We start from the raw sequence: 13,444 nt of genomic DNA, 5'->3' as shown, positions 1-13,444 counted from the left end.
TGGCGGCGACAGGGGTCAATAGCCGAGCCAGGCTTCAAGCGGACCCTTGGGCAGGGGCACCTTGAACTGGATCTCGAAGACGTAGAACAGCAGCACGCTGGTGAAGCCCGACAGCGCCACGGCCTTCCACCAGGGATAACGGCCCGCAAACACCATGAAGCCCGTGATGAACAGCACCGAGGCCGCGTAGATGCCCAGCGGCGCGATCACGGCGATGTAGGCCGTCAGCGGCAGCAGCACCTGCGCCACGCGCCTGAGCTGCAGCCAGCTGGCGAATTGCTCCTGGCTGCGGCTGCGCAGCGCCTGCACGAAGACGGCGATGGCGCAGATGCCCAGCACGGCGCCCACGCGCAGCGGGAAGTAGCCGGCCTGCGGGCCGGTGTCGCCCCAGCCCGCGCCAATGCGCTGGTTGTCCCAGACCACGAGCACGGCCAGCGCCAGCAGCACGGCGGCCACGCCGTACTCCACATGGCGGCGGGACAGGCCGGGGACCTGGGCTTCGGTGGCGGGGATGGATTCGGTGGCCGCGCTGGCGGGCTGGGCCGGGGCTGCTGCTGCTGCCGCTGCTGCCGCTGAATTGGAGGAGGGCGGGGCAAGGTGGATGGCGGTGTCCATGGCGCGGCTCCTCACTTGGCTGCGGCGGCGGCCACGCTGGTCGACAGGAAGCCGGCCTTCTTCATGATGTCGAGGTGGCGCGTCTCGTCCTTGGCCAGGAAGTCCACGAAGGCCTGCCCCGTCATGTACTCGGGCTTGAGCGCGTTTTTCTCCAGGTACTCCTTCCACTCGGGCGTGGCCACCACCTTGTGCATCACGCCTGCATAGAACTGCGCCTGTTCGGGCGTGGTGCCGGGCGGCAGGAAGAAGCCGCGCAGCATGGTGTATTGCACATCCAGGCCCTGCTCCCTGCAGGTGGGGATGTCCGACAGCGCCTGGCTGCCCGTGACCTTGGCCGTGTACTCGATGCGCTGCGTGTCGAACACGCACAGCGCCCGCACCTGGCCCGCGCGCCACTGCGCCATGGACTCGCTGGGGTTGTTGACGTTGGAGTCGATGTGCTTGCCCACCAGCTGGGTGCTGGCCTCGCCGCCGCCCTTGTAGGGGATGTAGGTGAACTTCACGCCGGCGGCCTGTTCCATGTTGGCGGTGATGATCTGGTCCTCGCGCTTGGAACTGGTGCCGCCCATCTTGAGCTTGCCGCCGGCCTGCCGCGCTGCGGCCAGGTAGTCGGCGGGCGTCTGGTAGCCGGTCTCGGCATTGACCCAGAGCACGAACTGGTCCTGGGCAATCATGGCCACGGGATTCAGGTCGCGCCACTGGAAGGGCAGGGCCGTGGCCATGGGCAGGGTGAAGATGGCCGTGGAGGCCACCAGCAGCTTGTGCGGGTCGCGCGCCGAGGCCTTGACATCCAGAATGCCCTCGGCGCCGGAGGCACCGGCCTTGTTGAGGATGACCACGGGCTGCTCGATCAGCTTGTGCTTGGTGACGATGGCCTGGATCACGCGCGCCATCTGGTCCGAGGCGCCACCGGCCGAGAACGGCACGACGAGTTCGACGGACTTGGCGGGCTTCCATTGCGCCCAGGCGGCAGGGGCGGCGAGGGTGATGGCGGCGGTGGCGGCGAGGGTGGCGACGGCAGTTGCCGCCAGGCGGTTGCGGGGCGATGTCATGTCTCTTGTCTCCTGTTATTTCCTGGTATGGGTGCAATCCACGATCAAGGGGGCGAGCCATGTGCTCCGGCTCTGCCAAGGGGTTTCGGCGCGGGGCCGATGGGTTCAGGCGGCCTTGCGCAGCGCACCGGCTGCGGCGTGGGCCGCGAAGTAATCCATGGACGCCTGCACGCCGCTGCCGGCCAGCCGGATGCCGTACAGCTTCAGCCCCATCTCCACGCCCGCGACCATGGCCAGCAGCGTCAGGTCGTTGCTGTCGCCCAGGTGGCCCATGCGGAACATGCGGCCCTTGAGCTTGCCCAGGCCCGCGCCCAGCGACAGGTCGAAGCGCGTGTGGATCAGGCGGCGCAGGGCGTCGGCATCCACGCCCTCGGGCGTGATCACGCCGGTGAGCACGGGCGAGTAGACCTGCGGATCGGCGCACTGGATGGGCAGGCCCCAGGCCTGCACGGCGGCACGCACGCCGGCCGCCCAGCGCTGGTGGCGCGCAAACACCGTATCCAGCCCTTCGGCCAGCAGCATGTCCAGCGATTCGGACAGGGCGTACAGCAGGTTGGTGTTGGGCGTGTAGGGCCAGTAGCCGGTCTGGTTCATCTCCACGATCTCGTCCCAGGCCCAGAACGACTTGGGCAGCCTGGCGCTTTTGGCGGCCTCCAGCGCGCGTGGCGACAGCGCGTTGAAGCTGATGCCGGGCGGCAGCATCAGGCCCTTTTGCGAGCCGCTGATGGTCACGTCCACGCCCCATTCGTCATGGCGGTAGTCGGCGCTGGCCAGGCCCGAGATGGTGTCCACCAGCAGCAGGGCCGGGTGGCCCGCCGCGTCGATGGCCCGGCGCACGGCGGCGATGTCCGAGGTCACGCCCGTGGAGGTCTCGTTGTGCACCACGCACACGGCGCGGATCCGGCGCTCCGTGTCCTTGCGCAGCCGTGCCTCGATCAGCCCGGCCTGCACGCCATGGCGCCAGCCCGGCGCCTGGGGCAGGTGCTCATCGGAGCCGCCATAGGACAGGAACTCGGTGGACAGGCCCAGGCGCGTGGCCATCTTCTGCCACAGCGAGGCGAAGTGGCCGGTCTCGAACATCAGCACATGGTCGCCAGGGCTGAGCGTGTTGATCAGGGCCGCCTCCCAGGCGCCCGTGCCGGAGGCCGGATAGATCACCACCGGATGCCGGGTCTTGAAGACCTGCTGGATGCCGGCCAGCACCTTCAGGCCGAGCTGGCCGAACTCCGGCCCCCGGTGGTCGATGGTGGGCAGGCTCATGGCCCGCAGGATGCGGTCGGGAACCGGGCTGGGGCCGGGGATCTGGAGGAAGTGGCGGCCCGTGGGATGGTTGTCGAGCGTGAGCATGGTGCGTCCCTTTCAAGGAAATGCCAGGTCGGTCTGTGGGGGGAGGGTGTTTGCGAATTTTTGCATTCAAAATTCATAAATGCCTTGGTGATAACCATAAATGCCTTAAGAAATGCTTGCGTAAAAATGAATGCAAAATTCATTCGACCAGGAGAATCCATGGCGGAGATCATCGAGATTTCGCGGCTTGCCCTGCATGACCAGGTGGCGGCGCGGCTGCGCACCTGGCTGGTGGAGGGGCGCATACCGCCCGGCGCCAAGCTCAACGAGCGCGCGCTGTGCGAGCAGCTGCGCGTCTCGCGCACGCCGCTGCGCGAGGCCATCAAGCTGCTGGCCTCCGAAGGGCTGGTGGACCTGGTGCCCAACCGCGGCGCCGTGGCCGTGCGCCTGGGCGAGACCGATGTGCTGCAGACCTTCGAAGTGCTGGCGGGGCTGGAGGGCATGTCGGGCGAGCTGGCCGCGCAGCGCATCAGCGAGCAGCAACTGGCCGAGGTGCGGGCCCTGCACTTCGAGATGCTGGCCAGCCATGCGCGCCAGGACCTGTCCGGCTACTACCGGCTCAATGCGCTGATCCACTCGGCCATCAACCGCGCCGCCGCCAACCCCGTGCTGGCCGAGACCTATGGCCGCATCAACGCCCGCGTGCAGTCGCTGCGCTTTCGCACCAACCAGGACGCGGCCAAGTGGAAGCGCGCCGTCCAGGAGCACGAACGCATGCTGGAGGCGCTGCAGGCGCGCGACGCCGCCGCGCTGCGCCAGGTGCTGGTGGCCCACCTGGAGCACAAGCGCGACACCGTCATCGCCCTGCTCAAGGCAGGCCAGATCTACCCACGAACCATGAACGAATGAGAGCTACCATGCTGATGGAATCCACGCACCGCCTTGCCGCTTCCCCCGACGACACCGTGCCCGCCCCCGGCACCGTGCTGCCGCCCGACGATGTCAGCCAGATGCTGGCGCGCCGCCTGCGCGCGGACACGCGCGGCCAGGTCCTGTTCGACGCCGCCTCGCGCGGGCGCTATGCCACCGATGCCTCCATCTACCAGATCATGCCGGTGGGCGTCTTCGTGCCCACCTGCGAAGAAGACATCGCCACGGCCCTGCAGATCGCCCGCGAGCTGAGGGTGCCCGTGCTGCCGCGTGGCGGCGGCACCAGCCAGTGCGGGCAGACCACGGGCGCGGCCCTGGTCATCGACAACAGCAAGCATTTGCGCAACATCCTCTCGGTGGACCCTGATGCAGGCACGGCCGAGGTCGAGCCCGGCCTGGTGCTGGACCACCTCAACGCCCGGCTCAAGAAGCTCGGCCTGTGGTATCCGGTGGACGTATCGACCAGCGCCCAGGCCACGCTGGGCGGCATGGCGGGCAACAACTCCTGCGGCTCGCGCTCGATTGCCTACGGCAACATGGTGCACAACGTGCGCGGCGCCCGCGCCTGGATGGCCGATGGCGAGCTGCTGGACTTCGGCCCCGTCGCCCAGGCCACGGGCCGCGCGGCGCGCATTGCGCAGTTCGTGCACGGGCTGGCGCAACAGCACCGCGAGGACATCCACGCCCACTGGCCCAAGGTCATGCGCCGCGTGGCGGGCTACAACCTCGACATCTTCGACAACCAGAGCGAGCGGCCCTACACGGCCGACGGCAGCGTCAACCTGGCCCATCTGCTGATAGGCGCCGAGGGCACGCTGGCCTACACGCGCTCGCTCACCCTGCAGCTCAGCGCGCTGCCGCGCGCCAAGGTGCTGGGCGTGGTCAACTTCCCCACCTTCCACGCGGCCATGGACTCGGCCCAGCACATCGTGAAGCTGGGACCCACGGCCGTGGAGCTGGTGGACCGCACCATGATCGAGCTGGGCCTGGCCAACCCGGCCTTCAAGCCCACCATAGAGACCGCGCTCATCGGCCGCCCGGCTGCCATCTTGCTGGTGGAATTCGCCGGCGACGACCGCGCGGCGCTGCTGGCGCGGCTGCGCCAGCTGGTGGAGCTGATGGGCGAGCTGGGCCTGCCCGGCAGCGTGGTGGAAATGCCCGAGGAAGCGGCCCAGAAAAACCTCTGGGAAGTGCGCAAGGCGGGGCTGAACATCATGATGAGCCTCAAGGGCGACGGCAAGCCCGTGAGCTTCATCGAGGACTGCGCCGTGCCGCTGCAGCACCTGGCCGAGTACACCGACGCGCTCACCGAAGTGTTCGCGCGCCACGGCAGCCGGGGCACCTGGTACGCCCATGCCTCCGTGGGCACGCTGCATGTGCGGCCCATCCTGGACATGCGCACCGACGGCGCGGCGCGCATGCGCGCCATTGCCGAGGAAGCGGCCGAACTGGTGCGCAAATACAAGGGCGCCTTCAGCGGCGAGCACGGCGACGGGCTGTGCCGCGGCGAGTGGATTGCCTGGCAGTTCGGGCCCGCCATCACCGAGGCCCTGCGCGCCATCAAGCAGGAGTTCGATCCCCAGGGCCTGTTCAACCCCGGCAAGATCATCGATACGCCCAGGATGGACGATGGCCGGCTGTTCCGCTTTGCGCCCGCCGATGCGCCCCGGCCCTACCGGCGCATTCCCATCACGCCCGTGCTCGACTGGTCCGCCTGGAACGTGCAGGCCGACCCGGTCACCGAAGTCACCACGGCGCCCGGCACGGGCGGCGACGTCACCGGCGGCTTTGCCAAGGCCGTGGAGATGTGCAACAACAACGGCCACTGCCGCAAGTTCGACGCCGGCACCATGTGCCCCAGCTACCGCGTCACGCGCGACGAGCAGCACCTGACGCGGGGCCGCGCCAACACCCTGCGCCTGGCCATCTCGGGCCAGCTGGGCCCGGACGCCTTCACCAGCGAGGCCATGCACGACACCATGGACCTGTGCGTGGGCTGCAAGGGCTGCAGGCGCGACTGCCCCACGGGCGTGGACATGGCCCGCATGAAGGTGGAATTCCTGGCCCACTACAAGGCCCGCCATGGCCACACGCTCAAGGACCGGCTGGTTGCCCATCTGCCGCGCTACGCGGCCACGGCCAGCCGCATGCCCTGGCTGCTGAACCTGCGCAACCGCCTGCCCGTGCTGCGCCAACTGGGCGAAAAGCTGCTGGGCCTGTCCGCCCGGCGCTCGCTGCCGGCCTGGCGCAGCGACACCTTCTGGCGCGAGCCCGAAGCACATACCTTTCTTGACCGCGACCAGGCCCTGGCCCGCGCGGCGGCCGGCGAGCGCGTGGCCGTGCTCTTCGTGGACACCTTCAACGGCACCTTCGAGAGCGAAAACGCCCTGGCCGCCGCGCGCGTGCTGCAGGCTGCCGGCTATGCGCTGCACACCGCCAGCAAGTCCACCAAAGAGGGCGGCGGCCACCACTGCTGCGGCCGCACCTACCTGGCCACCGGCATGGTCGAGCAGGCCAAGGCCAGCGCCGGTGCGCTGATCAACGCCCTGGCGCCCTTGGCCCGGGCCGGCATCCCCATCGTCGGCCTGGAGCCCTCCTGCCTGCTGACCCTGCGCGACGAAGCCCTGGTCATGGGCCTGGGCGAGCCTGCACAGGCCGTTGCCGCCCAGGCCCTGCTGTTCGAGGAATTCATTGCCCGTGAAGTGAAGGCCGGCCGCTTTGCGCTGCCGCTGCGTGCGGCCGAGGCGCCCATCCTCGTGCACGGCCATTGCCACCAGAAGGCCTTTGGCGCGGTCAGCCCCATCCTCGACGTGCTGCGGCTGATTCCCGGCGCCCAGCCCGAGCTCATCGAAAGCTCCTGCTGCGGCATGGCCGGCAGCTTCGGCTACGAGGCCAGCCACCACCAGGTGTCCATGGACATGGCCGAGGCGGCCCTGCTGCCGGCCATCCGCCAGCGCCCCGAAGCCATCGTCGTGGCCGACGGCACCAGCTGCCGCCACCAGATCGCCGACGGCGCGGCGCGCGAAGCCGTGCATGTGGCGCGGCTGCTGGAAAGCCTGCTGGACGCCCGCTGACTGCCCGCTGACCGCCATCCTCCCTCCCGCACAAGACCAAGGTACTCCCATGAAGCACAAGCCCTGCCTGGACCTCCAGGACATCAAGGCCATCGCCCAGGCCGCCGAGGCGCATGCCACGGCGCACGGCTGGGCCGTCAGCATCGCCATCGCCGATGACGGCGGCCACCTGCTGTGGCTGCAGCGCCTGGACGGCGCGGCACCGGCCTCGGCCCACATCGCGCCGGCCAAGGCCCACGCCGCAGCACTGGGCCGCAAGGAAAGCCGGCTCTATGAGGAAATGATCGATGGTGGCCGCACCGCCTACCTGAGCGTGCCCGCGCTGCAGGGCCTGCTGGAAGGCGGCGTGCCCATCACCAGGGAGGGCCACTGCCTGGGCGCCGTGGGCGTCAGCGGGGTGAAGCCTGCAGAGGATGCGCAGGTGGCGCGGGCCGGCGTTGCGGCGCTGGGGGCCGCGCCGCAGCGGTAGGGGCCCTGGGCTTCAGCGCGCCTTGCGCGGCTGCAGGGCCTCGGCGCGCAGCATGGCCAGCACGGCATCGCGCTTGTGGTGCAGGTGGGTGACCAGCAGCTCGCGCAGGGCCGTGGCGTCGCGTGCGCCCAGGGCCTCGATCATGGCTTCGTGCTCCTTGACGGCCTGCTTCCACTTGGCCGTGTCCAGGTTGGTGCGAAAGCGCAGCGACTGCACGCGGTTGTTGATGCGCTGGAAGGTCTCCGTCAGCACGGGGTTCTTGGCGGCGCTGTTCAGCGCCGCGTGGATGGCGGCGTTGAGCCGGTAGTAGGCAGACACGTCGGCGCGCGCCACGCTGGCCATCATCTCGTAGTGCAGGGCGCGGATTTCGGCGAATTCCTGGTCGGTGATGCGCTGGGCGGCCAGTTCGCCCGACAGGCCCTCGATGCCTGCCAGCACTTCGAAGGCGTGCATGACATCGGCCTCGCTCAGCTTGACGGCAATGGCGCCGCGGTTGGGCAGCAGGTCGGCCAGGCCTTCGGCGGCCAGCAGCTTGATGGCCTCGCGCAGCGGCGTGCGCGAGACGCCGAGCTGCTCGCACAGCTCGCGCTCGTTGAGCTTGGCGCCCGGGGCGATGCGCCCCTCGATGAGCATGGACCGCAAACGGTCCGCCACCTGCTCGTGCAGCGCCGCCCGCGATATCTCGATGATCTCCGCCATCTAGCGGTCTCCTTGGCTGTTCCTGGCTGGTGGATGCCCCCGCCACAGGTATTGCGCCATGCGGGGCGGCGCCGATGTTAGCCGAGTTTGCATCCCCTGCGGGCCGCCGGGCGGGCGCACGCGCTGTCCCTGCCAAGCACTACAGGCTTTTCAGCAGGGGCCTACGGCCGGCGGAGACTCTTGATCCCACCATGGATGCCGATCCGACAGACCAACCAGGGAAAAACAATGGCCCAACCAGGAATCAGGCTGCAGATCCAGGTGGATCTTGCCTATGACATCCGCGATCCGGCCGGGGCCGACTTCGTGTTCAACATCCATGCGGCCCACACCTCGCACCAGACGGTGGAGAACGAGCGTTTGGTGCTCAGCCAGCCGGTGGAGCCCGACATTGCCACCGAGCCCGCCACCTCCACGCGCTTCATGCGCCTGCATGCCAACCCCGGCCCCCTGCACCTGACCTACACGGCCACCGTCTGCATCGCGCACCACCGGGAGGATCCGGCGGCGCTGGGCGAGGTTCCGGTGCGCTGCATCCCGCTGGAGGTCCTGCCCTACATCTACCCCAGCCGCTACTGCCAGTCCGACCGGCTGATGCAGCTGGCCTTCCGCAATTTCGGCCAACTGGCGCCCGGCTATTCGCGCGTGCTGGCCATACAGCAGTGGGTGCAGGAGCTGGTGACCTTCGCTTCGGCCACCAGCAACTCGTCCACCTCGGCCGTCGATACCCTGGTGGAGCAGGTGGGCGTGTGCCGCGATTTCACGCACCTGATGATCGCCCTGTGCCGCGCGCTGAACATTCCCGCCCGCATCGCCACCGGCACGGACTACGGTGCCGACCCTGCGCTGGGCCCGCCCGATTTCCATGCCTACGTGGAAGCCTACCTGGGCGACAGGTGGTACCTGTTCGATGCATCGGGCACGGCCATTCCCATGGGCTTCATGCGCTTTGGCACGGGCCGTGACGCGGCCGACGTGGCCTTTGCCACCATCTTCGGCAACGTGGTGGCCATGGCCCCCATGATCCAGACACAGGCCCTGGAAGACGAGCGCAGCCAGCTGCCCCGGCAGTGCAGCGAGGCGCTGTCGACCACCGCGCCTTCGCCCGCCGTGCTGTCGGGCTGCGCATCGTTTGGCAGCACGGCGGACAGAAGGAGCTTCAGGCAGCTGCCTGCCTGAGCTGCCTGCGCTGCGTGAAATGCCTGGGCTGTGTGAGGCGCGCGGCGGCGGTCCTCAGAAGCGGTGCGTTCCCGTCACCGCAAAGGTGCGCCGCTGGCCGTAGAAGCAGTCGCCGCGTGCCAGGCACTGCGTGATCTGCACCTTGTCGGTCAGGTTGACCACGTTGAAGGCCAGGCGCCATGGGCCGGCGTCATAGGACACCATGGCATCCAGCAGGGTGGCCGAAGGCGTGTCCACCAGGCTGGTGCCCGTCCACTGCGAACCCGTGTAGCGCACGCCCGCACCCAGGCTCCAGCCGCCGCGCCCTTCGCTGGCAAAGCGGTGCGTCAGCCAGGCCGACGCCGTGTGGCGCGGCACGCTGGTCACGCGCTGGCCCTGGTCGCCGCCATTGCTGCGCGAGATGACGGCGTCGGTGTACGCATAGGCCAGGGTGGCGTCCCAGTGGCGGGCCAGGCTGGCGGTGAGCTCGGCCTCGAAGCCGTTGACCTTGACCTCGCCGATCTGCAGGCTGTTGAGCGGGTTGGCCGGGTCGGTGGTCTTGCGGTTCTTCTCGCGCAGCGTGTAGACGGCGGCAAAGGCCGACAGGCCCTGGCCCGGCGGCTGCCATTTCACGCCGGCTTCCCATTGCTCGCCGCGCTGCGCCTTGTAGGGCGTGCCGTAGACGTTCACGCCGCCCAGCGGCTGGAAGGACTCGGAGTAGCCCAGGTAGGGCGCCCAGCCACCGTCCATCTGGTAGGTGGCGCCTGCGCGCTTGGTCCAGGCCTTCTCGTCCACGGCGGAGGCGGGACGGCCTTCGGTGTCCGTCTGCGCGCTGTCGTGGCGCAGGCCCAGGGTGGCGGTCCAGCGGCCCCACTTGATCTGGTCCTGGGCGTAGAAGCCCAATTGCTTTTGCGACACGCCCGGCTGGCGCACCAGCTGCGAGGCCGTGGGCGGCGTGAAGTTGCCGTAGACGGGGTTGTAGACGTCAAACGGCGCGGTCAGTCCGCGCCAGGTGGACTGGCTGGTGCTGTTGCGCTGTGCGTCCATGCCGGCCAGCACGGTGTGCTCGGCCGTGCCCCAGCGCAGCTTGCCTTCGAGCTGCGTGTCGATCACCAGCATGCGCCCGCCGTTGACCTGCCAGGAGGCATCGCGGTAGACGCTGCGGTTGTCGGGGTTGAAGACCGGGCGCGCAGGGCGGCCCTGGCCGGGGATGGCGGTGAAGCTGGTGTAGATGGAGCGGTAGTCCACGTCGCTGATGGTGCGCCGCAGGTTCTGGCGCACGGTCCAGTCCGCGTTCAGGCGGTGGCTGAACAGGTAGCCCCAGGATTTGTTCTCTGTGTCGAACGAGTCCCAGCCGGGCTCGCCGATGAAGGTGCTGGTGGGAATCTGGCCGTAGGGGCTGGGCAGGCGCGTGCCCTGCCAGGGGAAGAAGCCGATCAGCGAGCCGCTCTTGTCCTTCTGGTAGAGCGCCTGCAGCGTGAGCGAGGTATCGGCGCTGGGCCGCCAGGTCAGGCTGGGCGCGATCACCAGGCGGTCATCGTTCACATGGTCCACCTGGGTGCCGCTTTCCCGGCCCACGGCCACCAGGCGGTACAGCCACTGGCCGTCTTCGGTGACGGCGCCGGTCAGGTCGGCGGCGATCTGCTTGCGCCCGTAGCTGCCCACCTGCACCTGCACCTCGCGCAGCGCCTCGGCCTGCGGGCGCTTGCTGGTCAGATTGAGCACGCCGCCCACGCTGCCCTGGCCGTAGAGCACGGAAGAGGGTCCGCGCAGGAATTCCACGCGCTCCAGCGTATAGGGATCGGGCCGGCTGGTGTTGTAGGTGCCGTAGGTGCGCAGCAGACCGTCCTGGTACTGGCTCACGTTGCCGCCGCGTGCCGAGAAGCTGTCCACCCGGCTGTCGAAATAGTTGGACACCACGCCGGCGCTGTAGGCGGTGGTCTGGCGCAGCGTCTGCACGCCCTGGGCCTCGAACTGGTCGCGCGTGACCACGCTGATGGCCTGGGGCGTCTCTATCAGCGGCGTGTCGGTCTTGGTGGCCGAGATGGCGCGCTTGGCGGTGAAGCCCACCACAGGGCCGGTGGGATTTTCCTTCTCGGTGCCTGCGTTCACGGTGACCGGGGCGAGCGTGGCCTCGGGGACCTTGTCAGGCTGGGCCTGTGCGTGGGCTGCGCCGCACAGGGCAAGCAGGGCGGCATGCGCAACTGCCGTGCGCGAGAGTCTTTGGGTAAGCATGGTCAATGGTCGAGAGCTGGGAAACCTGTGCCGTGGGGCGTGCTCTGGGTGCGTCGGCGCTGCTGCCGGCCCTGGGGCCAGCAGCGCAGCCTGTCATGGCGGGTGCGGATTCTAGAATGACAATGGGAATGATTTCTTTTTCTTTTCATTTGTATGTAGCATGCAACGCATTTTTATCAATTTGATAGCGTAGAAGCTTGTTCTGAAGGGACCTGCGGGTCGATGTGCAGGGCGGTGCGATACGCGTACGGTCTTGCTTGCGGGAAGTCCGCGCAGCGTGATAGCCCTCTTCGCGCCGGGGCGCCAACCGCCCCGGTCGCCTCAGGCCAGGGCGGCCTGCAAGGGGTTGCCTGGGTGTGAAACGGCCTCGGGCCACAGCCGACCGGCCGCCGCTTGCAACGCTTGCACCAACTGCTGCGTATCCCTCTTGCCGGTGGCGTGCAGCGCTTCGGTCACGATCAGCGCGTTGACGGTGGATTCGCGCACTGCCGAGTGGCCGCTTTGGCGGTTGCACCAGCGCCGGGCGTGGGCGCGGCCAGCCGTGTCGGCAAAGATGATTTCGCCGGGCTCGGGATATTCGATCTCGCCCGAGAAGGTCTCGTAGACCTCGCTGCCGGTTGCGGGGCGCACCTGCAGGCAGCCGCTGATGCGGTCCAGGTCGAAGACGGCCACGGGAATGGCAAAGGCCACCGAGGCCGCATTGCACAGGTCCACCAGCGGATGCAGGCCCGGCAGATCTCCCTCCTTGCGCAGGCGGCGCAGCAGGGCCTCGGCGGCGCAGCGGTATTGCGTGGGCTTGAGGCCCATCCTGGCAAAGCCGCGCCGCCAGGCCTGGATGGATGGCATCTCGCTTTCCGGGGTGCAGGCCAGGTTCTGCCTGGCCTGTGCCATGAAGGGGGCGATCACGGCGTGTGCGGGCACGTCGGGCGACAGGCCGCGCAGCAGCAAGGTCTGCGTGGCCAGTTCAGGAAAGTCGCGGGGGATGGAGGGTGCGTAGGAGAACGGCAAGATCGGGCCTTGTGATTGGAGAGGGGATGTGATCTCCATCCTCGCCAGGCCGGTTTGCGTGGTCTTGAAGGAAATTGCAGCGCGTCACGCAGCGCAGGCGCTTGCTGCCCTGGCATAGAAGCCGGGCGCCATGCCGAAGCTGCGCACGAACAGGCGCGTCATATGGCTCTGGTCGGCAAAGCCGCTGTGCGCGGCGGCCTCGGCCAGCGGCATGCCGCTGGCGATGAGCCCGCGCGCCTGGTGCAGGCGCCGCTGCAGCAGATAGGCATGGGGCGTCATGCCTGTGGCGCGCGCAAAGGCACGCAGGAACTGGTAGCGGCTCAGGCCCGCCTCTTGGGCCAGGGCGCCCAGGGTCAGGGGCGCGCCGGGATCGTCGTCCATCCGGGCGCGGGCCAGGGTGATGGGGGCCGGTGCGCGGGGCGCAGGGGCAGGGCGCTGCAGCATGCCGCCCAGCAGCTGCAGCAGGGCTTCGTCCAGGTCCAGGGCGTCCGCTGGCTCGCCGCTGCCGGTCATCCTGCGGTACAGGGTCTGAAAACACGCGGCCAGGCGCGGGTCGCGCACGGCGGGCTGGCGGAACTCGAAGCCGGCCGCCGGCCCTGCGCCATCCATGTCCGCCATGAGCCCGGCCACGACCCAGGGCTCCAGGTAGAGCATGCGCCAGGCGCGACCGCCATCGCCCAGGGGCATGCCGTCATGCAGCTCGCCGGGGTTGACCATGATGAGGTCGCCGGCCCCGGCCTCGTAGAGACCTCGCCCGCTGGCGGACTTCTGCGCGCCACGCTCGATCAGGCCGATGCCGTACTGCTCGTGGGTATGCCGCCCAAAGTGCCTCGCCGTGTCGGCGGCCACGGCCTCCACGCCTGCGGTGCGGCAGCGCAGCCAGCTGAAATGCCCATCCGTGGTCGATACCATGCCGC

General features: G+C 68.9%; 11 protein-coding genes. 4 read left to right on the top strand and 7 right to left on the bottom strand.

The window, feature by feature from the left end:
• Positions 1-15: 15 nt before the first annotated feature.
• From HFGMBDPB_RS17635 to HFGMBDPB_RS17625, 3 genes are all read right to left on the bottom strand, one after another.
• Positions 16-615 carry a tripartite tricarboxylate transporter TctB family protein gene (locus tag HFGMBDPB_RS17635; protein ID WP_212645921.1) on the bottom strand — a complete coding sequence of 200 codons (600 nt, stop codon included), beginning with the start codon at positions 613-615 and terminating at the stop codon, positions 16-18.
• A gap of 11 nt (positions 616-626) precedes the next feature.
• Positions 627-1,667 (bottom strand): Bug family tripartite tricarboxylate transporter substrate binding protein, encoded by a 1,041-nt coding sequence (locus tag HFGMBDPB_RS17630; RefSeq protein ID WP_212645920.1) that lies wholly within the window; start codon positions 1,665-1,667, stop codon positions 627-629.
• Between the two features lie 105 nt (positions 1,668-1,772).
• Positions 1,773-3,014, bottom strand: coding sequence for a pyridoxal-phosphate-dependent aminotransferase family protein (locus HFGMBDPB_RS17625; protein WP_212645919.1), 1,242 nt, complete (start codon positions 3,012-3,014; stop codon positions 1,773-1,775).
• Between the two features lie 159 nt (positions 3,015-3,173).
• On the opposite strand from HFGMBDPB_RS17625, the gene HFGMBDPB_RS17620 reads away from it, so the two are divergent.
• The 3 genes from HFGMBDPB_RS17620 to HFGMBDPB_RS17610 are packed head-to-tail and all read left to right on the top strand — an operon-like array spanning position 3,174 to position 7,427.
• Positions 3,174-3,863, top strand: coding sequence for a GntR family transcriptional regulator (locus HFGMBDPB_RS17620; protein ID WP_074923449.1), 690 nt, complete (start codon positions 3,174-3,176; stop codon positions 3,861-3,863).
• 8 nt (positions 3,864-3,871) lie between these two features.
• A complete protein-coding gene (locus HFGMBDPB_RS17615) occupies positions 3,872-6,958 on the top strand; it encodes an FAD-binding and (Fe-S)-binding domain-containing protein (RefSeq protein WP_212645918.1) in 3,087 nt (1,028 codons plus the stop codon).
• A 49-nt stretch (positions 6,959-7,007) separates the two neighbouring features.
• The gene (locus HFGMBDPB_RS17610) at positions 7,008-7,427 is read left to right on the top strand and encodes a heme-binding protein (protein WP_212645917.1); all 420 of its coding nucleotides are present in this window, start codon (positions 7,008-7,010) and stop codon (positions 7,425-7,427) included.
• Positions 7,428-7,439: 12 nt separating this feature from the next.
• Here the strand turns inward: HFGMBDPB_RS17610 and HFGMBDPB_RS17605 are convergent, their stop codons facing one another.
• Positions 7,440-8,126, bottom strand: a complete 687-nt coding sequence (locus HFGMBDPB_RS17605) for a GntR family transcriptional regulator (RefSeq protein ID WP_012204906.1) — start codon at positions 8,124-8,126, stop codon at positions 7,440-7,442.
• Positions 8,127-8,354: 228 nt separating this feature from the next.
• Here HFGMBDPB_RS17605 and HFGMBDPB_RS17600 point away from each other — a divergent pair, with 228 nt between their 5' ends.
• On the top strand, positions 8,355-9,305 hold the full coding sequence (locus HFGMBDPB_RS17600) for a transglutaminase-like domain-containing protein (protein WP_016453703.1): 951 nt from the start codon (positions 8,355-8,357) through the stop codon (positions 9,303-9,305).
• 54 nt (positions 9,306-9,359) lie between these two features.
• Here the strand turns inward: HFGMBDPB_RS17600 and HFGMBDPB_RS17595 are convergent, their stop codons facing one another.
• The 3 genes from HFGMBDPB_RS17595 to HFGMBDPB_RS17585 all read right to left on the bottom strand — a co-directional run bounded on the left by HFGMBDPB_RS17595 (position 9,360) and on the right by HFGMBDPB_RS17585 (position 13,439).
• A complete protein-coding gene (locus HFGMBDPB_RS17595; RefSeq protein ID WP_212645916.1) occupies positions 9,360-11,519 on the bottom strand; it encodes a TonB-dependent siderophore receptor in 2,160 nt (719 codons plus the stop codon).
• A 321-nt stretch (positions 11,520-11,840) separates the two neighbouring features.
• On the bottom strand, positions 11,841-12,527 hold the full coding sequence (locus HFGMBDPB_RS17590; RefSeq protein WP_212645915.1) for a B3/B4 domain-containing protein: 687 nt from the start codon (positions 12,525-12,527) through the stop codon (positions 11,841-11,843).
• An 84-nt stretch (positions 12,528-12,611) separates the two neighbouring features.
• Entirely contained in the window at positions 12,612-13,439 is an 828-nt protein-coding gene (locus tag HFGMBDPB_RS17585; protein WP_203399558.1) for an AraC family transcriptional regulator, read from the bottom strand.
• Positions 13,440-13,444: the final 5 nt, after the last annotated feature.

The organism is Delftia sp. PE138 (assembly GCF_018320755.1).
GTDB lineage: Bacteria > Pseudomonadota > Gammaproteobacteria > Burkholderiales > Burkholderiaceae_C > Comamonas > Comamonas tsuruhatensis.
The sequence above is the reverse complement of the archived record's forward strand: the minus strand, read 5'-3'. Positions and strand labels throughout refer to the sequence as shown.